Origin of the sequence: Microbacterium sp. lyk4-40-TSB-66 (assembly GCF_030209475.1) — a bacterium.
Taxonomy (GTDB): Bacteria; Actinomycetota; Actinomycetes; order Actinomycetales; family Microbacteriaceae; genus Microbacterium.
Window position 1 is genome coordinate 90,049 of sequence record NZ_JARVRW010000002.1, and the last position, 26,877, is coordinate 116,925.

Annotated in this window: 22 protein-coding genes and 1 tRNA gene; 7 read left to right on the forward strand and 16 right to left on the reverse strand. The window is 69.9% G+C overall.

Translation table 11 applies throughout. The annotated features are described in order from the left end of the window. Positions 1-243 precede the first annotated feature (243 nt). Genes QRO03_RS02550 through QRO03_RS02565 form a run of 4 tightly spaced genes read right to left on the reverse strand, consistent with a single transcriptional unit; the run spans position 244 to position 6,269 of the window. Positions 244-2,262: a glycosyltransferase gene (locus QRO03_RS02550; protein WP_285135953.1), complete on the reverse strand. Its 2,019-nt coding sequence runs from the start codon at positions 2,260-2,262 to the stop codon at positions 244-246. Continuing rightward, positions 2,259-2,825: an acyltransferase gene (locus tag QRO03_RS02555; protein ID WP_285135954.1), complete on the reverse strand. Its 567-nt coding sequence runs from the start codon at positions 2,823-2,825 to the stop codon at positions 2,259-2,261. The genes QRO03_RS02550 and QRO03_RS02555 overlap by 4 nt, the downstream gene beginning before the upstream one ends. After that, positions 2,822-5,020 carry a glycosyltransferase gene (locus QRO03_RS02560; RefSeq protein WP_285135955.1) on the reverse strand — a complete coding sequence of 733 codons (2,199 nt, stop codon included), beginning with the start codon at positions 5,018-5,020 and terminating at the stop codon, positions 2,822-2,824. Before QRO03_RS02560 ends, QRO03_RS02555 begins: the two co-directional genes overlap by 4 nt. Beyond that, positions 5,004-6,269, reverse strand: a complete 1,266-nt coding sequence (locus QRO03_RS02565; RefSeq protein WP_350224115.1) for a glycosyltransferase family 4 protein — start codon at positions 6,267-6,269, stop codon at positions 5,004-5,006. The genes QRO03_RS02560 and QRO03_RS02565 overlap by 17 nt, the downstream gene beginning before the upstream one ends. 199 nt (positions 6,270-6,468) lie before the next feature. Here QRO03_RS02565 and QRO03_RS02570 point away from each other — a divergent pair, with 199 nt between their 5' ends. The 5 genes from QRO03_RS02570 to QRO03_RS02590 all read left to right on the forward strand — a co-directional run bounded on the left by QRO03_RS02570 (position 6,469) and on the right by QRO03_RS02590 (position 12,347). Then, complete coding sequence (locus tag QRO03_RS02570; protein ID WP_285135957.1) at positions 6,469-7,359, forward strand: hypothetical protein; 891 nt, start codon at positions 6,469-6,471, stop codon at positions 7,357-7,359. A gap of 107 nt (positions 7,360-7,466) precedes the next feature. Further along, positions 7,467-8,993 (forward strand): O-antigen ligase family protein, encoded by a 1,527-nt coding sequence (locus QRO03_RS02575; RefSeq protein ID WP_285135958.1) that lies wholly within the window; start codon positions 7,467-7,469, stop codon positions 8,991-8,993. 8 nt (positions 8,994-9,001) lie between these two features. Further along, positions 9,002-9,826, forward strand: a complete 825-nt coding sequence (locus QRO03_RS02580; protein ID WP_285135959.1) for a glycosyltransferase family 2 protein — start codon at positions 9,002-9,004, stop codon at positions 9,824-9,826. After that, positions 9,823-11,487 carry a lipopolysaccharide biosynthesis protein gene (locus QRO03_RS02585; protein ID WP_285135960.1) on the forward strand — a complete coding sequence of 555 codons (1,665 nt, stop codon included), beginning with the start codon at positions 9,823-9,825 and terminating at the stop codon, positions 11,485-11,487. Before QRO03_RS02580 ends, QRO03_RS02585 begins: the two co-directional genes overlap by 4 nt. After that, positions 11,484-12,347 (forward strand): SGNH/GDSL hydrolase family protein, encoded by an 864-nt coding sequence (locus tag QRO03_RS02590; protein WP_285135961.1) that lies wholly within the window; start codon positions 11,484-11,486, stop codon positions 12,345-12,347. The genes QRO03_RS02585 and QRO03_RS02590 overlap by 4 nt, the downstream gene beginning before the upstream one ends. A gap of 62 nt (positions 12,348-12,409) precedes the next feature. Here QRO03_RS02590 and QRO03_RS02595 read toward each other — a convergent pair whose 3' ends face one another. The 9 genes from QRO03_RS02595 to QRO03_RS02635 form a co-directional block, all read right to left on the reverse strand. Then, positions 12,410-13,585 carry a glycosyltransferase family protein gene (locus QRO03_RS02595; protein ID WP_285135962.1) on the reverse strand — a complete coding sequence of 392 codons (1,176 nt, stop codon included), beginning with the start codon at positions 13,583-13,585 and terminating at the stop codon, positions 12,410-12,412. Beyond that, positions 13,582-14,157, reverse strand: coding sequence for an acyltransferase (locus QRO03_RS02600; protein ID WP_285135963.1), 576 nt, complete (start codon positions 14,155-14,157; stop codon positions 13,582-13,584). Before QRO03_RS02600 ends, QRO03_RS02595 begins: the two co-directional genes overlap by 4 nt. Further along, positions 14,154-15,350, reverse strand: coding sequence for a polysaccharide pyruvyl transferase family protein (locus QRO03_RS02605; RefSeq protein WP_285135964.1), 1,197 nt, complete (start codon positions 15,348-15,350; stop codon positions 14,154-14,156). The genes QRO03_RS02600 and QRO03_RS02605 overlap by 4 nt, the downstream gene beginning before the upstream one ends. A 52-nt stretch (positions 15,351-15,402) precedes the next feature. Further along, positions 15,403-16,566 carry a hypothetical protein gene (locus tag QRO03_RS02610; RefSeq protein WP_285135965.1) on the reverse strand — a complete coding sequence of 388 codons (1,164 nt, stop codon included), beginning with the start codon at positions 16,564-16,566 and terminating at the stop codon, positions 15,403-15,405. 128 nt (positions 16,567-16,694) lie between these two features. Further along, positions 16,695-17,948, reverse strand: coding sequence for a hypothetical protein (locus QRO03_RS02615; protein WP_285135966.1), 1,254 nt, complete (start codon positions 17,946-17,948; stop codon positions 16,695-16,697). Positions 17,949-18,141: 193 nt separating this feature from the next. Beyond that, on the reverse strand, positions 18,142-19,317 hold the full coding sequence (locus QRO03_RS02620) for an acyltransferase family protein (protein WP_285135967.1): 1,176 nt from the start codon (positions 19,315-19,317) through the stop codon (positions 18,142-18,144). Positions 19,318-19,430: 113 nt separating this feature from the next. Continuing rightward, positions 19,431-19,503 (reverse strand) — tRNA-Thr (locus QRO03_RS02625). Between the two features lie 48 nt (positions 19,504-19,551). Further along, a complete protein-coding gene (locus QRO03_RS02630) occupies positions 19,552-19,929 on the reverse strand; it encodes a hypothetical protein (protein ID WP_285135968.1) in 378 nt (125 codons plus the stop codon). A gap of 42 nt (positions 19,930-19,971) precedes the next feature. Then, positions 19,972-20,919 carry a DsbA family protein gene (locus tag QRO03_RS02635; protein WP_285135969.1) on the reverse strand — a complete coding sequence of 316 codons (948 nt, stop codon included), beginning with the start codon at positions 20,917-20,919 and terminating at the stop codon, positions 19,972-19,974. A 212-nt stretch (positions 20,920-21,131) separates the two neighbouring features. Here QRO03_RS02635 and QRO03_RS02640 point away from each other — a divergent pair, with 212 nt between their 5' ends. Further along, positions 21,132-22,235 carry an ABC transporter ATP-binding protein gene (locus QRO03_RS02640; protein WP_285135970.1) on the forward strand — a complete coding sequence of 368 codons (1,104 nt, stop codon included), beginning with the start codon at positions 21,132-21,134 and terminating at the stop codon, positions 22,233-22,235. 80 nt (positions 22,236-22,315) lie between these two features. Then, entirely contained in the window at positions 22,316-23,638 is a 1,323-nt protein-coding gene (locus tag QRO03_RS02645; RefSeq protein ID WP_285135971.1) for a DUF4032 domain-containing protein, read from the forward strand. 64 nt (positions 23,639-23,702) lie between these two features. Here QRO03_RS02645 and QRO03_RS02650 read toward each other — a convergent pair whose 3' ends face one another. From QRO03_RS02650 to cysS, 3 genes are all read right to left on the reverse strand, one after another. Beyond that, complete coding sequence (locus tag QRO03_RS02650; protein WP_285135972.1) at positions 23,703-24,344, reverse strand: NAD(P)-dependent oxidoreductase; 642 nt, start codon at positions 24,342-24,344, stop codon at positions 23,703-23,705. Positions 24,345-24,463: 119 nt separating this feature from the next. After that, complete coding sequence (rlmB, locus tag QRO03_RS02655; RefSeq protein ID WP_285135973.1) at positions 24,464-25,459, reverse strand: 23S rRNA (guanosine(2251)-2'-O)-methyltransferase RlmB; 996 nt, start codon at positions 25,457-25,459, stop codon at positions 24,464-24,466. Beyond that, on the reverse strand, positions 25,452-26,846 hold the full coding sequence (gene cysS / locus QRO03_RS02660) for a cysteine--tRNA ligase (RefSeq protein ID WP_285135974.1): 1,395 nt from the start codon (positions 26,844-26,846) through the stop codon (positions 25,452-25,454). Before cysS ends, rlmB begins: the two co-directional genes overlap by 8 nt. Positions 26,847-26,877: the final 31 nt, after the last annotated feature.

Genomic DNA, 26,877 nt, shown 5'->3' on the forward strand with positions numbered 1-26,877 from the left:
TCTCGTCGCCGTCCTCCCGGACGACGCATTGTCAGACGCACGAGTAAGAATCACTGATCTCCCCCAGATCTTTTGTCGGAACCGACCTCTCTCAGGCCCGACGTCAGAGTGAATTGTACGGTAGGCGCATTACAGGGCCGTGTCCGGCAAAGCAACGGAGCCGACCAGGAATGCGATGCGCACCGCCGGTCGCGGTGCGAAAACGAACGGAACCACCGGAATTCCGGAGCCCGTCCACGACATTCACGTCCGAGCTCGACCGAGAATCTTGCGGTAAGCGCTCAGGGTCTGCGCGGCGATGACGTCCCAATCCAGCGCGCGCAGATCCGCTCTCTCCGGCCTCCCCGACGTCGTGGACCACTCGAGTGCGCTCGCCAGGGCGGCGGGCGTCAGGTCGCCGTCGAACAGGCGCACCCAGTCGTCGCCGAGCTGCTGCTGGAGCTCCTGCATGGCCCCCAACTGCGGAACGAGCACCGGGCGGTCGGCCGAGACGGCCAGGATCGCCGAGCCCGAGTTCTGGATCCGCGAGTACGGAAGGATGACGAGGTCCGCCGCCGCCAGAGCCGCGGCGATGTCGTCATCGGGGAGGAACCGCGCGTCGATCACGATCCGGTCGTCTCCGCGTGCGGCCTCGCGGATCTCCGCCTCGAGTTCGGGCGGCGAGATCTTGCCGGCGATGAGCAGCGTGGCATCCACGTCGCTCTCGCGGAACACCCGGATCAGATGGGGGACGTTCTTGTAGCGGCGGATCTGCCCCACGCTGACGATCACCGGGCGACGGGGGTCGAGCCCCAGCCGCTCGCGGGCCGCGGTGCGGCCGATCCCGAAGTCGTAGGAGTCGCGGTAGTGGCCGTGCGGGATGACCTCCGCGGGAACGGCGGCGAGTTCGGGATAGGCCGTACGGGCGCCGACGACGCCCTGAGCCGTCAGCGAGATGATGCCGTCGACGTTCTTCAGCAGGAGCTTGTCGGCCAGTGCGCGCAGGCGGGCCGTCGATCGCTCCTCGTGCGCGGCGACGTTGTGCACCGTCCACACCAGAACGGTCCCCCGCCGCCGCGAGAGCGCGAGGCTGCCGTAGAACAGCGCGAGCCGGCAGACGTGCCGGTACAGCCGCGGCCCCGACAGGAACGACAGGTCCGGCCAGTGCAGATGGATGACGTCAGTGCGCTCGACGAGCAGGCGTCCGTAGTGCAGATCGCGCACGACGGCGCCTCGCCGCTGCAGGGCGCGGGCCAGGTCGGCGGTGTAGGGGTTCGCCTTCTCGGTGCGGAACGCCGGTTCGGCCTGGACGACCAATGGATGCCGCGCCGTCGTCGACGGCTCCCGACCGAAGAGGGTGCGCTCGGCGGCGGGGAATCCGCGACGCCAGGAACGGCGGTGGGCCCACGCCTGACGGTAGGCGTCGCGCGAGCTGCGGCGCACGGCTTCGAGGACCGCGCGCAGGGCCACACCCGCTTGGAGCAGCAGCACCGCGAGCAGCGCGACGGGGGCGGACCAGACCGTCGTGAAGTACGTGACCTTGCCGGCGAGGACCATCGCCAGCCGGCGACCGCTCGAACTGCTCGACCCGCCGACGTCGTGACGGATGACGGCCTCGGGCACGATGATCGGACGGAAACCGCGGCGCCATGCCCTCGTCGAGAACTCCGCGTCCTCGCCGTACAGGAAGAACCGCTCGTCCATACCGCCGATGCGGTGCCACACGTCACGGCGCGTGAGCAGGAGGCAGCCCGTGACGATGGGTACCTCGCGAACCGTGTCGCGCTTCCAGCGCCCCAGGGACTCCGGGTCGAACAGGGCGGACTTCTTCGCCACGGCCGACGCCCCCGTGGCGTAGCAGAGCAGTGACCACAGGCTCGGCGCACCCCAGCACGAAGAGGGGTCGAGCGCGCCGGTCTCGTCGACCGTGCGGCCTCCGTAGATCCCGTGTTCGGGGTGGGCCTCGGCGAAGCCCACCAGGGCTTCCAGCGAACCCGGGAAGGCCGACGCGTCGGGGTTGAACAGCATGACGTAGTCGGCCGTCGACGCTTCCACGCCCCGATTGACCGCTCGCGCGAATCCGAGGTTCTCGCCCGCGTCGATCAGCGTCACGGTCGGGTGCGCGGCGCGGATCGCCTCGAGGGAACCGTCGGTGGATCCGTTGTCGATCAGGACGATCCCGAGCCAGTCGAGATCGAGGTCGACCAGGGAGTCGATGGCCTCGAGGGTGCGATCGCGGGTGTTGTAGTTGACGATGATCGCGTCGACGGTGGGCGCGCTCACGCGGTGACCCGGCCGGGCGTCGACGCGGGTTCGTCGTCTCGCCGGTAGGCGATGACCTTGGCCGGCACGCCACCGGCGATCGCGTTCTCGGGGACGTCCTTCGTCACCACGGCGCCGGCGGCGATGATCGCGCCGTCCCCGATGGTGACGCCGGCGAGGACGACGACGTCGGCCCCGAGCCAGGTTCCGGCCCCGATGACGATGTCATCCTCCTGCTTGGGCTGATCCATGGGCGCGACGCCCTTCGCGATGCCGTAGTTCGATGCCGTGAGCGTCACGCGGGGGGCGAGCAGGGCCTTCTCCCCGAACGTGATGCGACCCGTCGAGTTGCCCGCCCAGATCGTGGAGTACTCCCCGATCCGGGTGCCGGAGCCGATGGTGATGCGCTCGGCATTCCGGAAGGAGACGTTGGGTGCGAAGCTCACGTCGGTCCCGCGCGTCAGCTTCCGCACCTGCGAGACGTGGGAGTACCCGTAGAAGTGCAGCACGCGCAGTCCGTGCAGGTACACCCGCGGGTCGAGCAGCGAGGCGACGGCCACGAGCGTCTTGCGGATCCGGTTCATTCGTCCACCCCTTCGAGCATCGAGCGGAGCCGTCCGGCGATGCCGTCGGTGTCCAGCTCCGCACGTGTCGTCACCGTCAAGGTGATCTTCTCGCCGTAGACGGCGGCGAACACCGCGAGCTCGTCCCGGCGATCCGAGGCCGGCAGCACGATGAACCGCTCCACCACATCTCCGGAGAAGAACCGCGGCTCGCGCGACCACGGCACCAGCGTCACGTATCCGATGGAGCGACCGCGCGGCTGCTCTTCGACGGCGACGCCGCGTGCGAATGCCGCGACCTGGGAGCGCACCGACGCGATGACCTCGGGCAGGCCCGACGACGGCGTCCCGTGCGCGCGGAGCATCTCCACGTGGTTGCGGATGGCGCGCTCGCCCTTCTTGCGCCGCGACACCGGGACCATCACGTCGATGCCGTCACGGTCGTCGTCGACCGCGCACATGGCGGCCGCGACGATCAGGTCGTTCAGCGAGCCGCGCAGCTTCGCCGCCCGGCGAGTGGTGGCCGAGGCGTCGACCTCGAAGTACGTGTCGGTGAAGGGCGGGATGAAGCTCGCGCGGAGGTTCCGGCGGGTCGCGTAGACCTCCTTGATGGGGCGGATATTGCGCCCGACCAGGCGTTTCGCCCTCTTCGCGACCGGCTTGCGCCAATACTCGCGCCACGCGGCCGAGGCGTTCGGCTGCAACCGCCACCAATTGCGGGCGGCGTACAGCGGCACGAGCGCGCGCGACGCGGGCGGTCGCGCCATGCTCGGCAACGGCGTCTCCTCGGAGACCTCGGATGCCTCGGTGAGCTCGGTGAGGCGTTCCATCGCCCACTTGGCATCCCCGTTGGCGTGGTGCATGCGGGCCCCGAAGGCGACCTGACCAGTCGTCAGGAGCGTGAACGTGAAGTCCCAGAGCGGACGGTCGCGCGGGAGGAGGCCGCGGTCACCGTCGATGAACCACCGCAGGCGGTCCGTCGCGAGGTCGTGCGTCCCCTCGGGGAAGTGCACGTGGTTGCGCAGGTCGAAGCCCTCAGCCGGAACCCACGCCGGCGCCGTGATCCCGAGCGGGGAGTCGATGACGCGCAGGCGGAACTCCGGAACCCGTCGCACGAGCCGGTCGACTCCCGCCAGGATCTTCTCCTGGTCCAGCGAGCCGTCGGCGAGGCGCAGGTTGCGACCGCTCAGGACGAGGATGCACCCGGTGTGCATGGTCTCGTACTGGATGTTCGTGGCGAGGTGCGTCTCATCGAGGATGCGGAGCAGCTCGACCGACACCCCGGGGGCGGCCGAGGTCTCTCCAGCACGCGCCGTCGGCCGCGAGACACCCGCCGAAGACGGGACGGACGCGAACCGCTCACCGATCACCGGCGACCTCCAGGCCTGTCGCGCTCCGGTGACGATGCCGTCGAACATGGCGTGTTCATGGGCCGCGGGTTTCTTCCGGGCGAAGGCGCGCACGATACGCACCACCGAACGCCCCACCAGACGCCACGCGAGCCGGGTGCCGAGCACCGGATCGATGTGGATCCACTTCGCGATCATCGCGCCCAGTCCGAGGCCGTAGCCGCGGTGCAGATTGACGTAGTCCTGGCCCTCACGGGTGTTGTTGTGCCACACGATGCAGGTGGCGTCGTGCACGATGGTCGATCCGGCGCGGACGATGCGGACGAAGATGTCGAGGTCCTCGGCACCGGCCCAGGGCTTCCCCGCACCGAGCGCGTCGTCGAAGCCGCCCATGCGCAGGAGCATCTCGCGTCGGAACGCCATGACGGCGCCGTGGCCGGCATCCAGTCCCTGGACGGGGGTGCGGTACAGGCGCTGCCTGCGGTACGGAGCCTTGGCGGCGGACTCGGAGCGGTGCAGCATGCGGCCCGTCACCGCCCCCACCGTGGGGTCCTCGAAGTGCGGGAGGACGACGTCGATCCACCCCTCCTCGGGAAGGCAGTCGTCGTCGGTGAAGATCACGAACGGGCGCGCGGAGGCATGGATCCCGGCGTTCCGCGCCACCGACAGTCCGGCGCCCGCGAGCACGTAGACGACGCCGGCCTCCTCCGCGATCCGCCGCGTCTCGTCCGTGTCGGAGGCGCTGTCGACGACGACGACCTCGGTCTCGGCAGGAGTGTTCTTGCGGATCGCCGCCAGAGCCTCGCGGAGGTACCCGGGGCGGTTGCGGGTGCAGACGATGATCGAGATGTCAGACGGCGTGAGCATGCGCACCTCCCGCCGCGGCACGGTCGCGCGCGGCGTCGTAGCAGCGGACGAGGGTGTGGGCGGCGGCGTCCCAGGTCAGCTCCGGGCCGTGCGCGATCGCGGCGGCGCTCATCCGCGCCAGCTCCGCACGGTCGCTCGAGAGCAGGTCGAGGTGCGAGACGAGGGCGTCGACGTCGCGGGGCTCGTGGAAGAGTCCCTGCACGCCGTCCTCCATGAGGGCTCCGGACGCGGTCGAGACGAGGGGCACGCAGCCCATCGCCTGCGCCTCGTACGTCACCAGCGCCGACCCCTCCTCGATGGTGGGCAGGAGCAGGACATCGGATGCCGCCAGTGCCGCCTCCACCTGATGGGTGAAGCCGACGACCCGCACGCTCGGGTGGGCCAGGCGGTCCGCGAGGAGGGCCTCGTACGCGGGGAGCATGCGCCCGACGACCGTGAGGGTCCCCTCCGCGCTCGCGCTCGATCGAAGCCACGCGTCGAGGGCGTAGTGCAGTCCCTTGCGGGGCTCGCCGAGTCCGACGTAGACGGCGCGCAGAGGCGCCGGGGCCGCCGTGCGGGCGCGGGCGACCCGCGTCCCGGGGCGGAAGCCGTACTGATGACGAAGGATGCGGTCGTCGGCGAAACCGGCGTCACGGAAGGTCTGCGCCACGAACTCCGACGGAGCGAGGACGGCCGTGGCGTGCGTCCAGTCAGCGCGTTCCATGTTCAGACGGCGGTCGTTCGCGGTGTGCGCGGTGTCGACTTCGCCCTGCAGGCCCAGTCTCGCGACCTCCTCGGAGACCACCCGCCACGCGAACTCCGTGTGGGTGTTCGGCGCCTCGCGCACGACCGCGGTCCCGCGCTCGCGCGCCGTCGCCGCTGTGCGACCGGGGCCCGTGGGCCACAGGTGCACGACGTCGTATCCGCCGCGCGCGGCGAATCGCGCCGCTTGGGCGTCGTGCCACGCGAAGGCACGGTCGCGCCCGATCGCGCGGTGCGGAACCCTCTTGCCCCGCACGGCGAGGGTCTGCGTCACCCGCACGTTCGACGGCACGGGCCGCGCGATGCTGGCCGCCACGACGTGGACGTCGTGACCGAGCCGGGCGAGTCCGTCGACCTGGTTCCATGCCGTCCAGCCGATGCCTGGCGCCCCGAGTGCATGAGGAAACGAAAAAAGCACCCGCATGTACATTGCCCCCGTTTCGAGCAGACATCGAATGCAGCCATCGATACCCGCCGGTCTCCTACTGTGGACACGGGGCGGCGGCATTGCAAGTTGAGCACTTGATGTACACCCGACCGACGCGACCTTGTAACACGTTCGAATCGCTAATACCAGAGGTTGCCCGCATACTGTCAAGGTGAGGTCGATCGGTTCGCCGATTACGGGGTGTCTCCGGAGATCCTCTCAATCGCCATAGGTGGCTCAAGTTACATCGTCGCCCGGGGGGGCGACTGGAGGGGAAACAATGGAAATTCCGACGTATTTGCGCGTCCTCTGGAGGAGCAAGTGGCTGCTCGTGGTGGGCGCCCTCGTCGCGGCCGTCGCCGCATTCTTCGCCGGCTTCACGATCACCAACGGTCAGGTGGAGCCGCGCGCTGAGCAGACGTACCGCGCGGGCACGACCCTGCTGCTGAACGGTCCCGACCAGCCGCTCTATCAGGCCGTCATCCCCGGCCAGGAGCTGCAGGAGGGTCAGACCCAGCCGCAGACGGTCGACCTGACCTCCCGCGCCATCCTGTACGCGTACCTGATCAGCGGCCAGGACATGCGCGCGACGGTCGAGTCGCAGATCGGCACCTTCGCCGAGGAGGAGACGCTCACCGCTCTCCGCCGCACCACGCAGCCCGCCGGTGACGAGTCGTTCGCCGGCCGGTACGTGCTGCCGATCCTCGAGGTCGTCGGTACGGCCTCGACGCCCGAGCGGGCCGAGCAGATCTCCCGCACGGCCGCCCAGACCTTCGAGGCGCAGGTCGTGACCGACCAGAACGCCGCGGAGATCCCCGAGGGCAACCGCGTGCTGATCACCACCATCGACCAGAAGCCCGGCACGGCGCTCGAGGGCTCCAACCCGGCCATCCCGGTCGTGGTCACCTTCCTCGGTGTCTTCCTGCTCTTCGTGGCGGCGGCCTACATCATCGCCGGATCCAAGGCCTCCCGTGAGCGCAAGCGCGCCGCGAAGGCCGCTCGCGAGAACGACGGCCCCACCTCGGCGAAGATCGACGGCGACGCCTCCGACTTCTCCATCGATGACCTCCTGCCGGGCCAGCGCTCGGATTCCGAGGCGGAGACCGTCCCCTCGCGAGCGCGCGCCCGGTCCTCCCGCGTGGAGTCGACGACTCTTCGCAGCGACGTCTGAACCCCGAGGCCCCTCCCGTGTCACTGCACACATCGCAGACGCGGGGGCCGCACGATGCTGCCCCCGCGTCGCCTCCTCCTTCACCGGCCCCGGTGACGGAGGACGAGGTGACCCTGCCCGTGGGCAGGGCGATCCTGGCCGTGGTCATCTTGATCGCCGTGGCCGCCGTGTCCGTCATCTTCCTGCCCCCGGTCGCGGCCGGCGGAGCGATGATCGTCGTCGCCCTGGCGGTCCTGGCACGGAGGATCCTCACCTCGTGGGTCGGCTGGCTCGGCATCCTCGTCGCCGTGGTGATGTTCATCCCCATCCGGCGCTACGCGTTGCCCATCCCGCTGCCCTTCCAGCTCGAGGCCTACCGCCTCGTCCTGTTCGTGATGTTCGCGGGCATGGTCGCGGCGCTCCTGCTCGACCGCAACCGCAGGTGGAAGCCGGTCGGCTTCGGCTGGCCGATCGGGATCTTCTTCATCTCGTTGTTCGTCTCGATCCCGATGAACGGCACCCAGCTCGTCCAGGAGGGTCTCGGCACGAGCGCCATCGGTACGCTCGTCAACTGGGTCGTCCTGCTGTCGGTGTTCTTCATCGTGCGGCAGATCATCGACACCGAGACGATCGCGATGGGTCTCATGACCGCACTCGTGTGGTGCGGGACGGTCGTGTCGGTGTTCGCCGTCTTCGAGCGCGTGACGCGCATCAACGTGTTCCACCGCCTTGAGACCTTCCTGCCGCTGAACCTCATCGCCGCCGACGGCGAGTCGTTCCGCGCCGGTGGATACCGCTCGTTCGGGTCGTCGCAGCACCCCATCGCCCTGTCGGTGATGTTCTGCATCCTCATCCCCCTGGCGATCTACCTCGCGCGCTACGGCCGGTGGCCCAAGAACGAGTGGACGCGTCGCCTCGTCTACTCGATCGTCACCCTCATCCTGCTCATGGGCGTGCTGGTCGCGGTCTCGCGCACCGCGGTCATCGTCCTGGGCATCATGTTCCTTCTCACGCTCCTTCTGCGGCCGTGGTTGGGCATCACCCTGATGGCGCTGGGGATCCCCATGCTGGCGATCGGCATGGCGGCCCTCCCCAAGGTCTTCGGCACGCTGGTGCTGTCGTTCCTCGACATCGACGGACTGATCGCCTCGCAACAGACGTCGCCGGGGTTCCGCGGCGCCGGGAGGTTGGCGGATCTCGGTCCCTCCCTGATCCAGGCATCGCAGTATCCGTTCTTCGGAACGGGTCTGGGCAGCCGCATCGTGGTCGGCGACGAGCAGAACGCCTACATCCTCGACAACCAGGTGCTCGGTTCGCTGCTCGAAGTGGGCGCCGTGGGTGTCCTCGGTCTCGCGGTGTTCATCCTCGTCCCCATCCTGATGATGGGCGCGTGGGCGTTCACCACCGCCCGCGACGAACCCCGCTACGCGATGCTGGCATTCGCCCTGTTCCTCAGCGGCGCCGGCTACACCACCGCACTGTTCTTCTACGACGCATTCGGGTTCATGCAGACCTTCTTCGTCTATTCGATGCTGCTCGCGGTCGGCGCGTGGCTGATCACATCCAGCCCGCCCGCCCTGAGGGCGCGCGCGGCCGGCGAGGGGCTGTTCGTCCGGTGGCCCCGTGCGACGGTGTCATCCGGGGTCGCCGCATGACGCCGCGGATGTCGATCGTCATCCCGGCCCACGACGAGGGCCCCCTGGTGCGCCGCACCCTGGAGCAGATGCTCCGGGGTGCGGCGCCCGGTGAGTTCGACGTCGTCGTGGTGGCCAACGGCTGCTCGGACGACACCGCGGAACAGGCGCGCGCCGTACCGGGCGTGACCGTCCTCGAGATCGCCGAGGGCTCCAAGATCGCGGCGTTGAACGCGGGCGACGCGCACGCCGGGGTGCTCCCCCGCGCCTACATCGATGCCGACGTCGCACTGTCGGTGACGGCTCTGCGCGCAATGGCCGACGAGCTCACCGGCACATCGGCTCCGCTCGCCGTCGCCCCGCGCCTCGTCGTCGACACGTCCCGGTCGAGCCTGCCCGTGCGGTGCCACTCGCGCGTCTGGGCTGCGTCGGCCTACCGATCCCGCGGTCACGTCGGCTCCGGGGTCTACGCGGTCAACGCCGCGGGCCGCGGACGCTGGGAGACGTTCCCCGACGTCATCGCCGACGACCGGTTCGTGCAGCTGCGCTTCGCGCCCGACGAGCGCACGACCCTCGCCGACGAGACCTTCACGGTCCATGCTCCCCGGAACATGCGCGCCCTCGTGCGCCGCGGGGTCCGCATCGAACTCGGCAACAAGCAGCTTCCGAACGGCGCCGCCGAGCGCGACCGCGGCGGGCTCCTCGGACGCGTCGCGCGCTCCCCCCGCCTCTGGCTCTCCTTCCCCTTCTACGCGTGGGGATACGCGATGCCCAAGCTCATCGCCCGTCGCCGATCGGCAGGTCCCATCGCCTGGGACCGCGACTCATCCCTCAGAGAGGCATCACGCCGATGACAAGCGACCTCAAACACAAAGCGTCCCGCGGCGCCGCGGTCACCGCCGGAGGCCTGTGGATCAAGACGGCGCTGCAGCTCATCTCGACGATGCTGCTCGCCCGCCTGCTCGATCAGTCCGACTTCGGTCTGGTCGCGATGATCATGGCCATCGTCGGCGTGGCCGACCTCGTGCGCGACTTCGGCATGACCGGGGCCATCCTCCAGGCCAAGAAGCTCACCGAGGACCAGTGGCGGTCGCTGCTGTGGTTCTCGGCTCTGCTGGGCACCGTGCTCATGATCGGCATCGCCGCCTGCGCTCCGCTCATCGCCCTGCTCTACGGCGAGCCCCGCCTGACGATCCTGACCCTCGCCATCGCCCCGACGCTCCTCATCAACGGCCTCTGCATGCCGCTGCAGGCCTCGGTGCAACGCGACCTGCGCTTCGGGACCCTCGCCCTCATCGACATCGTGGCGATGGCGGTCGGAGTCGCCCTGTCGGTCGTGGCCGCCCTCGTGGGCTTCGGAGTCTGGTCGCTGGTCGTCTTCGCCGGTGCCGGCCAGGTGTACCGCCTGATCGCCCTGTGGATGGCCGCCAAGCCCCGCTGGGGTCGCCCCCGTGTCGGTCGCGACATCCGCCCGCTGCTCTCGACGGGCGGAAGCCTCTTCGGCGTGCAGCTGCTGAACTACGCCTCGCGCAACCTCGACAACGTGGTGATCGGTCAGCAGCTCGGCGCCGCGGCGCTGGGACAGTACTCCCGCGCCTACGGTCTGTTCCTCCTCCCGCAGCAGCAGCTGACGGCCCCCCTCGGTCGGGTGGCCCTGCCCGTGCTGAGCCGCCTGCAGGATGACGGTGAGCGCTACCGGCGCTACATCAGCAACGCCATGGTGGTCATCGGCTACCTCGCCCTCCCGGTCTACGCGATCGCGGCGGCCGTCGCCCACCCGCTCATCCTGCTGCTCCTCGGGCCGGGATGGGACACCGCGGCGGATGCCTTCGCGCTCCTCGCCCTGGCGGGTGTCGCCCAGGCGGTCGGCAACGTGAACGGGTGGATCTACATCACCCTCGGACGCGCGCATCGTCAGCTGGTCTACTACGCCATCACCCGTCCCATCGTGATCGCCGCCTTCTTCGTCGGCGTGGCATGGAACGGCGTGAACGGCCTCGCCCTGCTCTACGGCCTGGTGACCCTGGCGCTCCTGGTTCCGGGATTCCTCGTGGCCACCCAGGGCACGTTCCTGCGCAGCGGTCGTGACATCGCCCTCCCCCTCATCCGCCCCGCGATCGCCGCCGGCCTCGCCTTCGGTGCGTCCTGGACCACCGCGCAGCTGCTGGTCGACTGGCTCGCGATCCTCCAGGTCATCGGTGGCGGTCTCGCGGGACTCCTCGTCCTCGGCATCCTGTACCTCGTCCCCGGGTACCGGCGCGACTACCGGATGATGCTCGACTTCGTGAAGCAGGCGCGGAAGCCCGCACCGAAGAAGCCCGCCGCCGAACAACCCACCGGCGCCGCGGCACCGGATGCCGACGCGGTCTCGCAGCCCACCGCGGCCGAGATCGACCTCGAGGCGACGCCCGTCGACGCCCCGGCCACCATACTCGGCGCCGACGAGCCGTCGGCCGGCGAGCTCGAATCCGAGATCGAGCAGGAGAACGCTCGACGGAAGGACAGACGACGATGAAGACCAGGATCCCCATGGTCGCGATCGGACTCGCCCTCGTCGCGGTCCTGTCGGGGTGCACCCCGCCCGAGGCCGCTCCGACGACCCCGACGGAGACCCCCGACGCCCAGATGCGCCCCGTCTCGTCGATCGCGGTCGTCGGTGACTCGATGTCGGTCGGCATGGCCGCCTGCGGCTCGCGCGACGCCTGCCCCGAGGCCTCGTGGGCGCTCGGAACGGATCCCGCCGTGGCATCCATCCGCGAACGCGTGAGTGCCGCCACGGGTGGTGCGGCCATCGAACCGCTGTCGCTGGCACGTCCGGGAGCGGTCGTGGCCGACCGGATCACGGCCGTCGAGAAGGCCCGCGGCGAGTCCGCCGACCTCGTGCTCGTCGCGATCGGGACGAACAACGTCTGCACCAGCAGCATGGACAAGATCACGCCCGTGGACGAGTTCGGCCAGACCTACGGCGAACTGCTCGCCACCATCCGCGCCGGTGTGCCGGATGCACCGATCGTCGCGGTGTCCCTGCCCGACATCACCCAGTTGTGGGAGGCCGGCCGGTCGGACCCGACCATCGTGCGCCTGTGGAACCAGAGCCCGTCGTGCCGCACCCTGCTCGGCGACGCGGATTCGGATGCCGCGGCCGATGAGGAGCGTCGCGCTTCGGTGGCCGAGACCCTCGCCGGCTACAACGCCGCGATCGTCGAGGCCTGCGCCGAGGTGTCGGGATGCACGACCGATGACGGAGCCGTCGCCCGCATGACCTTCACGTTGGACGACATCTCGTCGGCCGATCACTTCCACCCCTCGGCCTCCGGCCAGGCGAAGGTGGCGGCCGCGGCGTGGCCCGCGGTGCAGAAGGCCCTCGGCGGCTGACCGCCCGCACTCCCCTTCGTCGCGTCCCTACCGGCTGACCGGTTCGGACGCGACGAAGGGGATCAGGCGTTCGCGGGGGATGCGGCGCGGTGGCGCGCGGACGACCGCAGGACGAGGTCCAGCACAGCACGGTGCCGCGATCCCCAGCTGTTGTCCTCGATGAACGCCGCGCGCTGGGCATCGGTGAGGGAACCGCGCGCGAGCGCGTCGTCGACCTGGGGGGCCATCTCGGCCGTGCTGGCGGAGAAGGTGACCCGTTCGTGGATCCCCCGCACCGGCGGGAGGTCGACGGAGACCACGGGAAGCCCCGCGGCGAGGTACTCGTACACCTTGAGCGGACTCATCGCCTCGGTGAGCGCCGTGCGCCGGTGCGACAGCAGGGACACGTCGCAGTTGCGCATCGCCGCCACGAGCTCCGACCGGCCGACACCGGAGTGCTGGTGCACGTTCGGGATCTCGCGCAGCGCACGGGTGTAGCCGGGCTCGGGAGTGGGACCCAGCAGCACGATCTGGAGCTCGGGTCGCAGGACCGCGAGGTGCGCGATGCCCTCGACGTCGAGCCGACTGTCGATCGTGCCGACGTAGATCGCGCGCGGACCGGGGATGGCGGCCAGCCAGTCCGGCGCCGCGGGGCGGGGACCCGTCCACTCGCGGGGGTCGACTCCGTTCGGAACGACCACGGCCGGTCCGCGCGGGTCGATCCGGTCGATGATCTGCTGCGATACCGCGGCGACGCCGACCTCGCTCTCGCTGATCTGACGGTAGGCCGCGGCGTACGCCGGCCAGTACGCCTGACGCGCCTCGGAGCTCAGCCAATCGTCGCGTCCGAAGTAGGTGACGGTGTCGGCCCAGCCGAAGGGGCAGAACGCCGCCACGAGCGGGTTCGTCGTCACGATCGCGGTGCGGCTCATGCCGGCGCGGGCGGCCGCCGTGCGCAGTTGCTCGTCGTACGAGCGGTACGTGCGCACGATCGCGGGCACCGAGACCGGGTCGCGGCGGGCGAGGCGGGTCGGGGTGATGAGCCGTCGGTCCGCCCGGGCGGGGAAGGACTCGGCCGGCCGGATTCCGCGGGCCGCCACGCTGGCGAGCGAGCGGAACGGGTTGGCGACGAGGAGGTCGCCCACCTCGTCCGACGACATGAGGGTCTGCAGGATCCGGTCGGGCGGACGCATCATGCCGCGGGCCGCGGCATCGGCGTAGGTCTCGTACGAGAACGTGAAGACGACGTCGCGTTTCACGAGACGATCTCCCGGAGCACGCGGGCCGGAGCGCCCACCGCGACGCAGCGGGGCGGGAGGTCGGAGGTGACGACGGCATTCGCCCCCACGACCGTTCCGGCACCGATGGTCACACCGGGCATGACCACGACGTTCTGGCCGAGCCAGGCTCCGCGGCCGATCCGGACGGGGGCCACGCGCGAGAGCGGCTGATCGCGGATGGGGATGTCGGGGTCGTCGAACCCGTGCGTGTGGTCGGAGATGTAGACGCCGCGGGCCAGAGCGACGGCATCCTCGACGATCACCTCCTCGACGGCGGTGATCGAGGTCTGGTTCATGCGCACGCGGTCGCCGATGTGGATGACGGGGCCGGCGGCGTCGAGCCGCGGCACCATGAACCACGACGACGGCCCGATGAGCACGTCGCGGCCGACGACGACCTTCTGGGGGTTGCCGGCGCGGAACGGCAGCATGATGCGCGATCCGCTCCCGAACTCCGCGAAACCGGTGGCCGCGATCTTGGTGTACGCCATGTCCCGTGCGCGGGTGGCGTACTCCATGAGCGTCATGGGGTTGATGGTCCGCCCCCTCATGACAGGCCCTCGACGTTGCGCCGCGCGAGGTCCGTGACGGTCGCGCGGGCGCCGAGGATCCGCGAGCGCAGCTCGGCCCGCTGGTCGACGGCGGTCGACACCGCGGTGAAGAGATCTCCGTCGAACGACGATCCCGGCGCGACGCACAACTCCGGCGTCCCGAAGAGGTCCATCAGTCCTTCGACCTTCCCCTGCGTCGCGACCGTCACCGGCGGCGTACCCGCCATCAGCGACATCACCGCGAGATGCATGCGGCCGGTGACCGTGACCGAAGCGCGCGCGGCGAGGCCGCGGATCTCGGCCGGCGCGAGCAGACGCGGAACCAGATGCACGTCGGCATCACCTCCGGCGGCGTCCACCAGCGCCTGGCACAGCGGCAGGTCGTCAGCACCGTGACGAGACACGTGCGGGACGACGAGGACCACGAAGCCCGCCGCTCGCAGGGTCTCCACGACCCGGACGTAAGCGGGCAGTCTGTCTCCGACCAACCCCGACGCGTTCACGAGCGCGAGCTCGCGGTCGCCGAGCTCGGGCAGCAGACGCTGGACGATCGTGTCATCCCGCGAGGTCGCGGCGAAGACGATGTCGGCGCTGTCCCGCACCGAGAGCCCGTCGGCCCGTGCCCGCGCGGCCGAGCGCGGATCGCGCAGGTACAGGCGCACCCCCGCGTCGCCGGCGCGGCGCAGAGCCGCGACGGATCGCGCGTGAGGCGATGCGTTCCAGCTGAAGCCCACGATGCGCGTGGGCCATCCGAGACGGGCGAGCCGCTCTGCGAGCCCCGCGCGGTTCACGGATGCCCGCAGCACGTACGCGCCGTCCATGATGTCGGCGCCGATGACCGAGAACGACCGCGCCGAGCGGAGTTCGCGGGCCAGGGCGCGCACGTCGCGCGCATGACCTACCGCGGAGCCGTAGACGAGGGCGGGGAGCGGGACGACGCGCATCCGCTCGCGCAGAGCGGTCGGTACGTCGAAATCCTGCGTGGAGCGCGTCAGGACCACCACGGGGCCGTCGACGGTCTCGACGAAGGCTTCCACCAGGGCTTGGTCACCGATGTTGCCGCGACCCGGAGGGGCCAGCAGGACGTGGTTGCGAGCCCCCTTCTGCGGTCGCGCGTGCAGCAGGATGCGGTCGACGAGACGGATGAGACCCTCGGATTGCAGGGGCTTCGCCAGGCGTCGGAGCGCGCTCACAGAGCGCTCTTCGGGACGACGTCTGCGGGGCTCCGGCGAGCCGAGGGAATGATCAAAGTTTCCAAATGGCCCTCAGGTATTCATCGGTAGGTGTAGGTGTGCGCTGTTCGAGCCACGCGGAATCTACGGTTGAAAGCGTCGGATCAGTCGTCCATCGTCCGGAATTGGAGTAGGTCGTCGTCGCCGGTGTGAAGGAATTCTCTACGGATGCCCAGACGCCCGGGACGCTTCCGATCATAATCGAATCGCGTGCCGCCAAAACGCCGTTGGTGCCCGACCCGTTCGCCGCCTGGGGTGCTCCGGTGGTCGACGAGTAGGCGCCCGTGGGGAGCGGATAACGCTGAAGCATCCGACTTCCGGCGACCACCAGACAATGCTCGAAACGCACCCCGCTCGCGAGCTCGGTGGGGATGAACGCCGCATTCGTGGAGGCGAAGATGACGGTGTCCTTCATCACCACGTTGCGGAGCGCGTGCGTACCCGACAGCTGATAGGTGTCGAGGTGCGCCGACGAGCCCGAGGGCTTGTACATCGACGCGATGTAGCAGCCCGTGATCGACAGGTCGGTCACGGTGCTGCCCGCCGTCCGCGTCGCCCACGCGTCGGATTCGGTGAGCTGCGACTCGGGGGTCACGCACTCGACGAACTCGACGCCGGACACGGCCGCCGTCTCGTTGCTCGAGACGTTGAACGCCCGGCCTTTCGACCATGCCCAGGCGAAGTCGGAGACGCCGGTGAGCACCAGCGACCCGGGGAAGGTCCAGAAGCCCACGAAGCTCATGCCCACGACGCGGTCGAGTCGGATCGACGCGTCGAAGCCGACACTCGCCGAGCCGTCTCGCGGCATGATCAGGATGCGACGGCCGCGGCCGGCCTGCCCGGCTCCCTGCAGGACGGGCTTCGACGACGACCCCGCGCCGTTGCCGGCCAGGCGTCCGGGGCGCACGAGGATGCGCACGTTGCCGTTGGGCGCGACCGTGCGCAGCGACGCGATGGCGTTCGCGATGGCCGTCCAATTGCATTCGCACTCGATGGTCTTGTCGAACATGTCGGTGGGGCGGGGCGTTCGAGACGGCCAATGCGAACCGTCCGGTCCGAACCTGGTCGACATGACGGTGGCGGCGGACGCCACCTGGGGCAGCAGGAATGTGGAGGCGGCGACCACGGGCGCGGCCGAGAGCAATCCGACGAAAGCGCGACGGGTGATGGAATTCATGGCGCAAATATATGAGCCCGATGAATATGCCGAGGACCATTGCTTCAATCGCCCATCAAACTTAATCTTTTCTTCGTTTTCGGAGCGAAGAAGGACCGTGCGGTCGCTTCACCGATGAGGACGGCCGGTCAGCGCAGCTGCCAGATCTCCCGGAGCCGGTCGTCGGTCGGCATCGGCGCCCGCTCGTCCAGCCACTCGGCGTCGATGTCGGCCAGCGAGGGATCCGACTCGAACGCACCCGCCGTGGCGGTGGGCGGATCCGCGGCCGAGATCATGGAGTTCTCGACGTTCGCGAACGTCCCCCGCACGCGGCCGATGAAGATGGAGTCCTTCGCGCTCATCTCGTCGATCGACTTCGCCGCGTTCACCACGGACGGCGCTCCGGAGGTGAAGGCGTTCGCCCCGTCGGGCAGCGGGTAGCGCTCGAGCATGCGGTCGCCACCCACGAGGAGGCTCCGGTCGAAGACGATGTCGCGGGCCTCCGCCGCCGGGATGAACCCGGCGTTGGTGGAGGAGAACAGCACGGTCCCTTCGAGCAGCAGCCCCTCCTTGTCGGCGTTACCCGACAGTTGGAGGGTGTCGCAGTGCGACGACGAACCGTCGTCCTTGTAGGTCGGGGCGATGTAGCAGCCCCGGACGGAGATGTCGCGGAAGGCGTTCGACCCCGTCCGGAACGCCCAGGTGTCGGCGTCGCCCGAGACCGCGTCGGGCGTGACGCACTCCACGAACTCCGTGTCCTCGGTGGGTCCACTGTCGCCCGACGTGATGTTGAACGCCTGTCCCTTCGACCAGGCCCACGCCACGTCACGTGTCGAGGTCAGCACGAGGCTCTTGGGGAACGTCGAAAATCCGGCGAAGGCGACGCCCACCACGGCGTCCAGCCGCAGAGACCCGTCGATCGTCACGGACTCCGTCCCATCGCGCGGGATTACGAGGACCCGCGAGGCCCGCCCCTCGCGTCCGACGTCTGCCAACACGGGTTCGGAGGTGGAACCCGCTCCGTTCCCCGGCAGCACCCCGGGTCGAACCAGCACGCGCCCCGAACCGTCCGGCGCCGCGGCGTCGACCGCGGTGATCGCGGCGGCGATGGCTTCCCACGTGCACTCGCACTCGACGCTCGCGTCGAACGCGTCGTACGCTCGCGGCGTCCGCGTCGGCCACGTGTGGCCGGTGGGACCGAAGACGTCGCCCGCGGGCGGGATCTCCGGAGCGGTGGATGCCGCCGCGGGAGCGACGGCGCCGGGCGCCTCGCCCGAGGCCTCCGGCGCGGACGGCGACGTGGTCGGCGTCACGGGTTCCCGCTCGGGGGCGCACGCGGCGACGACGGCCACCGGCGCCAGAAGCAGCAGGGACATCGCGGTCCGTCGAGAAAGATCAGTCATTCTTCATTCCGAACACTCCGTAACGGTCCCCATGACGTCCGATCAACCCTACGCACACGGATGGTCGGGGACGTTACGGGGGGACGATCTCCCCGTGTCTTCGGGGTGAGTCCACGGGTGAGGAGGATTCGTTCCACAGGTCCGTCGGATTCCGTCGCCGGAAACCGACGCCCCGCGCGCTGCCCGGTCCCGCCTACGGCGCCCGGAGCCGACCGCGGCCCTCAAGCAGCGACGTCTGCCGGAACGTGCGACCGGTCAGGAGGAAGCGCAGACCGGGAGTGCGGTTGACGACCTCGTAGATCAGCGCCGACAGGATCAGCGCCGTCGCGACCGTCACCGTCCACCCGAGGATGCCGAACACACCGATCGAGAACAGCACGACGGCCAGAGCCAGGATGATCGGCTGGTGCACGATGTAGACGACGAGCGAGGCGTCCACGAGCCACCGGATGACGTGTCGTCGCCGTTCGAGCAGCCCTCTGGCGGTGCTGAGGGCGACACCCGCCGCGGTCAGCCCGACGATCGTCCACGCCACGGAGCGGACGACGGTCCCGGCCCCCGCGCCGGAGACCGTGACGGCGACGACCGAAGCGGCGACCGCCGCGATGGCGAACGTCGCTGCCGCTGCCCGAGAGGTGACGAGGGAGAGGAGGTCCCGACGCGACCCGAGCAGCGCGCCGACGGCGAACGCCGGGGCGTAGACGACGAGGTTCCTCGAGATGACGCCGTTCAGCATCTCGTCGAGCGACAGCAGCCGCCAGGCGCCGCGGCCGAGCAGGACGAGCACCGATGCCAGCAGAAGGACGACGGCAGTCGTGGCGGCGGGACGACGGTGCGCGCATCGTGCGACCACGTCGCTCAGCCTGGCGAGCGACGAGCGCAGCGGACTCGCCGCGATCACCGCCGTCACCGCGCACAGGATGAGGAGTTCGAGCAGGAACCAGAGGTGCAGCAGCCACCATTGGCTCGGGACGGCGGCCAGTCTCGACACGAACGCCCAGGTCTCGGGCCAGTTGCCGAAGCGGTGGTGGCCGATGAGCGCCCACTGCACGGGGACGGTCAGGACCACTCCGAAGACGAGCGGGACACCGAGCCGCGTCAGACGGCCGCGAAACCACGGGCCAGGCCCCCGGCGCTGCAGCAGAAGCGCGGCGAAGAAGCCGGCGACGAGGAAGAACGCGGGCATACGCCACGCATGGAGGAAGTCCGCGACCGCGACGAGCGCCGGCGAGTCGATCGGTGAGGAGACCAGCCACCCTCCCCCGGAGAACGCGAGCGCCGCGTGGAAGGGGATGCCGAGCAGCATGAGCGCAGCGCGCAGGCCGTCGAGGTAGTCGATGCGACCGATCGACGCCGCATCTCCGGTCATAGGAAAGAGCGTATCGGTGCGTTCATCCGGCCCTGGGCGTTCATTCCCACGCGACGACGCGTACGAGGGCATCGGGATCTCCGCCCGGGTCATCGGGGAAGAGGAGAGTGACGTGCCGGCTACAGGACTTGAACCTGCAACCCCCGTATTACAAGTACGGTGCGCTACCAATTGCGCCAAGCCGGCGTGAGGCGCCGAGGCGTCTCGGAGGACGAGTCTAGGCCGTGGGCCGGATCACTCGTGGTGCTGGCCGCTACGGCGGTCCCAGTCGAGCGACTTGAACTGCAGGAACGAGCAGAGGTTGCCGGCGATGACGAGTTCGGCCGCGAGGCTCGCCATCTCGTGCGGTGTGAGCGTGAGGTCGTCGGGGCGGGCGCTGAGCGTCGCCTCCCACAGAGGCTCGTCGTAGCCCCGGGGCTGCATGTAGATGGACGCCTTCGCGTTCGACAGGCTGACCACGACGAGGCCGGTGTCCTGGCCGTCGGCGTCCTCCTGATCGACGACCTTGATCTTGCCCGCGACGATGTGCCCCTGGTCGCGGAATTCCTGCACCCACATCTTCAACTGATCACGGGACCGCCGCGGCGGCGAGTCCTCGATCTCCTCGTTCATGACAACAGAATCGCACACCGTCGCCTCCACCGAGAGATTCGTTCAGCCCGCGGGCGTGGTCGAGGGCACCGGGGTGGCTGTGGAGTAATAGGCGTTGCTGTCGACGGTCAGCACGAACTGCGCGAACTCCTTCGCGTCATCCATGTTGCCGACGTACGGCGTGCCGTTCACCAGCACGGTCGCGGTGGAGGTGAGCGCCTGTCCGTCCGTGCCGGGCAGCCCTTTGATCGCGCGATCGGTGGCGGCCTTGGCCCAGGCGGTGTACGTCTCGTCTTCGATGCACGACCGCACGGTCGCGACGTCGCTCACGCCGGCTCCCTGAGCCATGTCGGCAAGCTGCTGGTCGCTGTACCCGTCGGTGTCGACGGCGGGCTGGGTGGTGAGCAGCTCGTGGTTGAAGGCGAAGAAGCGGTCCGACGCGTGGGTGGCCACGCACGCGGCGGCTCCGGCGGCGCGCAGGCTGTACTTCGTGCCGTTCGACTTGGAGGTGAGCATCGCCACGGGGTAGTAGGTGAGGGTGGCGGCGTCGTCGCCCACCCACTTCGACAGCTGCGTCGCGTTCGCCGACTGGAACTCCTTCGCCTCGGTGGAGAGGTAGTCGACGTAGACGCGGATGTCGACGGGCGCGGCCGTCGACGTGGGCTCGGGGGTGGGCTCCACGGTCGGCGCGGCCTCGGCCGCCATCGTCGCGGCGGTGCCGTCGACGGTCTGGTCGGCCAGCGGGTTGGCCACCTGCGGAGCGTTGGTGATGAGGAATCCGTCGTCGCTGGCGGCATCCGGGAGCGCCTGCGAGCGGTCCTCGCGCGAGTTCAGCGCGGCCGAGACGCCCACGGCGCCGATGCCGATCACCGCGACGGCGCCGACGGCGATGGCGGAGCGGCGCGCGATGCGCCAGCGCGTCTGCTTCGCCTTGACCTGCTGCGCCTTCTCGCGCACCGCCTCGCGACGGTCGCGTTCGGCGGGCGCATTCGCTGAGGGGTCGTGGGACATGAAACCTTCCGGACGCGGGTGATCGCCGCATGAAACGAGGGGGTTCGCACGGGTGGGCGAACGAGCACCGATGGTAGCCACGCTGGCTGAGAAATGACCAGACACGTGCCATACTGACCCTGCGTGCACCGTCGCACGCACGGGGTCGCCCCCGTTCATTCCATTCACTACGGATCGTCCGGCACGTACCTGCCGGTGAAGGAGAAGAAGAAATGGCGTCCGTCACCTTTGACAACGCAACCCGTCTGTACCCGGGCGGAACCCGCGCCGCCGTCGACAAGCTGAGCCTCGACGTCGCAGACGGCGAGTTCCTCGTCCTCGTCGGCCCGTCCGGCTGCGGCAAGTCCACGTCGCTGCGCATGCTCGCCGGCCTCGAAGAGGTCAACTCCGGCCGCATCTTGATCGGCGACCGCGACGTCACCGACGTGCCCCCGAAAGACCGCGACATCGCGATGGTCTTCCAGAACTACGCGCTGTACCCGCACATGACCGTCGCCGAGAACATGGGCTTCGCGCTCAAGATCGCCGGCGTCGGCAAAGAGGACCGCGCCGCTCGCGTGCTCGAGGCCGCCAAGCTCCTCGACCTCGAGCAGTACCTCACGCGCAAGCCGAAGGCCCTCTCGGGTGGTCAGCGTCAGCGCGTCGCGATGGGCCGAGCGATCGTCCGTCAGCCCCAGGTGTTCCTCATGGACGAGCCGCTGTCGAACCTCGACGCCAAGCTCCGCGTGCAGACCCGCACCCAGATCGCGTCGCTCCAGCGCCGCCTCGGCGTCACCACGGTCTACGTCACGCACGACCAGACCGAGGCCCTCACCATGGGCGACCGCATCGCGGTCCTCAAGGACGGCCTCCTCCAGCAGGTCGGCACCCCGCGCGACCTGTACGAGACCCCGAAGAACGTCTTCGTCGCCGGCTTCATCGGCTCGCCCGCGATGAACCTCTTCACCGCCGACCTGGCCGAGGGCGGCGTCCGCTTCGGCGACATGGTCGTCCCCGTCGAGGCCGACACCATCGGCAAGGCGCACGGCTCCGAGGTCACCATCGGTGTGCGCCCCGAAGACATCCAGGTCGCCCCGGCCGACGGCCGCGGCCTCAAGGTCGTCGTCGACCTCGTCGAAGAGCTCGGCGCCGACGGCTACCTCTATGGCCACACCGACATCAACGGCAAGCGCACCGACCTGGTCGCGCGCGTCGACGGTCGCCGCCACCCCAACGCGGGCGAGACGGTCGTGCTGGCTCCGGTCCCCGGACACATCCACGTGTTCGACCTCGAGTCGGGTGACCGCCTGACCGACCGGGCCATCGCTTCGGCCTGACCCACGCACCGACGCGGCGCGTCCCCGGTCCCGATTCGCTCGGGCCGGGGGCGCGCCGCACTGTTTCCCGGAGGTCCCCCGTGTCCGAATCCCTCAGCATCACGGCCAGCGCCGTAGATCCAGGACTCCTTCAGCTGCCCTGGTCGACCGGACTCGGCGAGTGGCCGAGCAGCCACATCGTCGCGCTGCCCAAGGGCATCTCGCGTCACCTCGTGCGTTTCGCCACCCTCTCCGGCCGCGTCGTGGCCATCAAGGAGACGACCGAGGAGATGGCGCGTCGCGAGTACGACATGCTCGGCAACCTCGACCGCCTCGCCGCCCCCTGCGTCGATCGGATCGCCGTGATCGCCGGGCGCACCGATGCCTCGGGCCGCCCGTTGCCCGCCGCACTCGTCACCGCACATCTGCGCTTCTCCCTCCCCTACCGCGCCTTGTTCACGCAGGTGCTCCGTCCCCACACCGCCACGCGCCTCGTCGACGCCCTCGCGGTGCTGCTCGTGCGCCTGCACAACGTGGGCTTCTACTGGGGCGACGTGTCGCTGTCGAACACCCTGTTCCGCCGCGACGCGGGAGAGTTCGCCGCTTACCTGGTCGACGCCGAGACCGGCGAGCTGCACGGCAACCGCCTGAGCCCCGGCCAACGCGCCCACGACCTCGACATCGCGCGGACGAACATCGCGGGCGAGATCATGGACCTCGAGGCGGGCGGACGACTCGAGGGCGGCGTGGATGCCATCGCCATCGCCGACGGTCTCGTGTCGTCGTACCACTCGCTGTGGGGTGCGCTCACCGACAAGGAGTCGTTCGCGGTCGACGAGTCCTGGCGCATCACCGAGCGTGTCCACCGCCTCAACGCCCTCGGCTTCGACATCGGCGAGATGTCGATCCGCACGGCGATCGACGGGACGCAGGTGTCGATCCAGCCGAAGGTCGTGGATGCCGGGCACCACCAGCGACGCCTGCTGCGCCTCACGGGGCTCGACGTCGAAGAGAATCAGGCCCGCCGCCTGCTCAACGACCTCGATGAGTTCCGGGCGCGCGTCTCGCGTCTGGGCGCCGACGAGGAGATGGTCGCGCACGAGTGGCTCACCCGCGTGTTCGAGCCCATCGTCATGGCCATCCCGTGGGACCTGCGGGCCAAGCTCGAGCCGGCCGAGGTGTTCCATCAGGTGCTCGAGCACCGGTGGTACATGTCGCAGGCGCGAGGGCGCTCCGTGCCGCTCGCCGAGGTCGTGAGCTCCTACATCGACGACGTGCTGCGCCACCGCCGTGACGAGGCGACCGTGATGGGTCCGCCGACCGACACCATGTCGCTGCCCACCGTGTCCGACGCCGACGCCCCCGCCACGGGTGAGGTGCCGACGACCGACACCGACCTCGTGGATTGGCGCGACCTGGTCTGAACGGCGGAGGCTGTGGCATCCGGAATCAGATCCGGGATGCCACGGCCTCCGCCGTACGCGGGCGTCAGTACCCGACGGTGAAGCGTCCGCGCGTGTGCTTCGGGTCCTCGATCTCGTCGACGACGGCCACGGCGAAGTCGGCGCCACCGATGAAGGAGTCGCCGTTGTCGTCGACGACGAGCACGTCGCCGCCGTCGCGGTACGACCCGGTGCGCTCCCCCGGTGCCCATGCGCCGAAGCCGCCGGCCGGGTGCACGTAGAACCAGTCGCGGCCGGTGTCGTCGGCCTGCAGGTCTTCGAGGATGCCGATGGCCTCACGGGCCTCGGGCTTGTACTCCTCGGCGAAGCCGTCGGTGTCGACCAGGCGCGGTCCTCCCTCGGACACGAGCGAACCGCCCGCCCCGCCGACGACGCCCAGGCGCACGCTGTCGGGCAGTGCGGTGACGAGCTCGGCGACGGCCGGGCGGAGCTTGCCCTCCATGTCGCCGCGGGGGGCGACGGCCGAGACCACGACGTCGACGCCCTCGAGCTGGGCGACGAGACCGGGAACGTCGAGGACGGTGCCCTCGATGTACGTGGCTCCCTCGATGCGCTCGGCGGGGACGGATCGGGCGATCGACACGACCGTGTGGCCGCGGCGGACGGCCTCGGTCACGATGTGGCTCCCGGCGTAGCCGGTGCCTCCGATGACGGCGATGCGGGGCATGGCGTTCCCTTCGTCGGTCGTGCGTGGAGCAGACCTCGTCGTCCAGCGTGCCGCTTTCCCGACGGCTCGGCAACGCGACGCGGGAGGTTCTCCCCGCTTTCAGAGCTGGTTGCGGCCGGTCACCCGGCGGTGCGCAGCGTCGACACCTGATAAAGGGCGACGGATGCCGCGATGCCGGCGTTGAGCGACTCGGTGGCGGCCGTGATGGGGATCGAGACGACCTGATCGCACGTCTCGGTGACCAGGCGCGACAGGCCCTTGCCCTCGGAACCCACGACGATGACCACCGGCCGGTCGGCGAGTTCGAGCGAAGGCAGCGACACGTCGCCGTCGCCGTCGAGACCCAGGACGAACACGCCCTGCTTCTTGAACTCCTTCAGCGTCGCCGTGAGGTTCGCTGCGAGCGCCACGGGGATCCGGGCGGCGGCGCCGGCACTGGTCTTCCAGGCGGCGGAGTTGACGCTCGCCGAGCGGCGCTGCGGAATGATGAGACCCTGGCCGCCGAAGGCGCCCGTCGAGCGGATGATCGCGCCGAGGTTGCGGGGATCGGTCACGCCGTCGAGAGCCACCAGCAGCGGCACCTCGCCGCGGTCGATGATCTGCTCGAGCAGGTCCTGCGGGTGCGCGTACGAGTACGGGGGCACCTTCAACGCGACGCCCTGGTGCACGCCGTCGAATCCGGCCATGCGGTCGAGTTCGGGGCGGGTGACCTCGAGCACCGGGATGCCGCGGTTCGTCGCCATCGACAGCATCTCTTTGACGCGGTCGTCCATCTCGACGCGCTGGGCGATGTACATCGCCGTGGCGGGGATCTTCGCGCGCAGCGCCTCGAGCACCGAGTTGCGGCCGGTGACCGTCTCGGTGTCGTCGGCCGCCTTCGGGCTCTTGCGGTTCGGGTTCCCGACCGCGCGCACACCGGGCCGCCCCTTGCCGCCGGCGGCGGCGTAGCGCTCTTCGGCGGCCTTGCGCTTGCCGGCGGGGTGCCAGGCGCGGTCTTCGGCCTTCGGGGTGGGGCCACGACCCTCGAGCGCCTTGCGGGGGTGCCCGCCGGTGCCCTTCAGGGGGCCCTTCTTCTTGCCGGGGTTGCGTGCTCCGGGACGTCCAGGCTTAGGCATCGATACTCCAATGTGTTCCGGCCGGAGTGTCCTCCAGCGTGATTCCGGCGGCGGCGACGGCATCGCGGATGCGATCGGCGGCCGCCCAGTCCTTGTCGGCGCGAGCGCGGGTGCGCTGCGCGATCATCTCCTGCAGGAGGGCGTCGAGGGTCGCGTCGGCCGAGGCGCCCGCGACCGCGGGCTCGGAGGCGTCGAGCCCCAGGATGCCGAGCATCGCGGCGACGGAGCGATGAGCGGCGACCGCCGCGTCGATGTCTCCCGCGTCGATGGCGACGTTTCCCGCACGCACCGTGTCGTGCAGGGCCGCCAGCGCCTGAGGGACTCCGAGGTCGTCGTCCAGGGCCGCAGCGAAGGCATCGGGGACCTCGCCCGGCACGATGACGAGCGGGTCCGCGCCCGCGGCCCGCAGCACGCGCTGGCGGAAGGTGGTGATCCGCTCGAGCGCGCTGGCCGCCTCGGCGAACCCGCGGTCGGATACGTCGAGGCTGGAACGGTAATGTGCCGCGGCCAGGGCGTAGCGCACGACCACCGGGTCGTGTGCGGCGAGCACGTCGGCGGCGAGGGTGAAGTTGCCGAGCGACTTCGACATCTTCTGCCCGTCGACGGTGACGAGGCCGTTGTGGACCCAGTAGCGGGCGAAGGCGTCGCCCGCGGCGGTCGACTGTGCGATCTCGTTCTCGTGGTGCGGGAAGCGCAGGTCGAGCCCGCCGCCGTGGATGTCGAACTCCGGACCCAGGTAGCGACGCGACATCGCCGAGCACTCGATGTGCCACCCCGGACGCCCGTCTCCCCAGGGCGATGTCCAGGTGGCCGAGGAGGGCTCCCCCGGCTTGACGCCCTTCCAGAGGGCGAAGTCGCGCGGGTCGCGCTTGCCGCGCGGGTCGGCGTCGGCCGCGGGCTCCATGGCATCCAGGCTCTGACGGGTGAGCTCGCCGTAGGCGGGCCACGAGCGCACGTCGAAGTAGACGTCTCCGGCAGCGGAGTAGGCGTGGCCGCGCTCGATCAGCTCGCCGATGAGCTCCTGCATCTGGGGGAGCGATGCGGTGGCGCGCGGTTCGTAGGTGGGGGGCAGGATGCCGACGGCGGCGTAAGCCCGTGAGAACTCGAGTTCCATGCGGTACGCGAGCGCCCACCAGGGCTCGGCGTCGGTGGCGTTCGCGAGCACCTTGTCGTCGATGTCGGTGACGTTGCGCACGAACGTCACGCGGCCGAAGCGGTGGGCGAGCCACCGGCGCAGCAGGTCGAAGGCGAGGGCTGCGCGCACGTGGCCGATGTGGGGCCCGGACTGCACGGTCGGGCCGCACACGTAGACGGTGACGTTCGAGGGGTCGAGAGGGACGAAGTCGCGCAGGTCCTGCGCCTTCGAGTCGTACAGCCGAACAGTCACCGCACAAGCCTACCGGCCACCCCGTGCGCGA

What these genes read in the sequence shown, in the direction of transcription:
- QRO03_RS02555 (WP_285135954.1), bottom strand. Translation starts at nt 2,825, where the DNA reads ATGAACCGGATCCGCAAGACGCTCGTGGCCGTCGCCTCGCTGCTCGAC.
- QRO03_RS02560 (WP_285135955.1), bottom strand. Translation starts at nt 5,020, where the DNA reads ATGCTCACGCCGTCTGACATCTCGATCATCGTCTGCACCCGCAACCGC.
- QRO03_RS02565 (WP_350224115.1), bottom strand. Translation starts at nt 6,269, where the DNA reads ATGCCGCCGCCCCGTGTCCACAGTAGGAGACCGGCGGGTATCGATGGC.
- QRO03_RS02570 (WP_285135957.1), top strand. Translation starts at nt 6,469, where the DNA reads ATGGAAATTCCGACGTATTTGCGCGTCCTCTGGAGGAGCAAGTGGCTG.
- QRO03_RS02580 (WP_285135959.1), top strand. Translation starts at nt 9,002, where the DNA reads ATGTCGATCGTCATCCCGGCCCACGACGAGGGCCCCCTGGTGCGCCGC.
- QRO03_RS02585 (WP_285135960.1), top strand. Translation starts at nt 9,823, where the DNA reads ATGACAAGCGACCTCAAACACAAAGCGTCCCGCGGCGCCGCGGTCACC.
- QRO03_RS02590 (WP_285135961.1), top strand. Translation starts at nt 11,484, where the DNA reads ATGAAGACCAGGATCCCCATGGTCGCGATCGGACTCGCCCTCGTCGCG.
- QRO03_RS02600 (WP_285135963.1), bottom strand. Translation starts at nt 14,157, where the DNA reads ATGAGGGGGCGGACCATCAACCCCATGACGCTCATGGAGTACGCCACC.
- QRO03_RS02610 (WP_285135965.1), bottom strand. Translation starts at nt 16,566, where the DNA reads ATGAATTCCATCACCCGTCGCGCTTTCGTCGGATTGCTCTCGGCCGCG.
- QRO03_RS02615 (WP_285135966.1), bottom strand. Translation starts at nt 17,948, where the DNA reads ATGACTGATCTTTCTCGACGGACCGCGATGTCCCTGCTGCTTCTGGCG.
- QRO03_RS02620 (WP_285135967.1), bottom strand. Translation starts at nt 19,317, where the DNA reads ATGACCGGAGATGCGGCGTCGATCGGTCGCATCGACTACCTCGACGGC.
- QRO03_RS02630 (WP_285135968.1), bottom strand. Translation starts at nt 19,929, where the DNA reads ATGAACGAGGAGATCGAGGACTCGCCGCCGCGGCGGTCCCGTGATCAG.
- QRO03_RS02635 (WP_285135969.1), bottom strand. Translation starts at nt 20,919, where the DNA reads ATGTCCCACGACCCCTCAGCGAATGCGCCCGCCGAACGCGACCGTCGC.
- QRO03_RS02640 (WP_285135970.1), top strand. Translation starts at nt 21,132, where the DNA reads ATGGCGTCCGTCACCTTTGACAACGCAACCCGTCTGTACCCGGGCGGA.
- QRO03_RS02650 (WP_285135972.1), bottom strand. Translation starts at nt 24,344, where the DNA reads ATGCCCCGCATCGCCGTCATCGGAGGCACCGGCTACGCCGGGAGCCAC.
- rlmB (WP_285135973.1), bottom strand. Translation starts at nt 25,459, where the DNA reads ATGCCTAAGCCTGGACGTCCCGGAGCACGCAACCCCGGCAAGAAGAAG.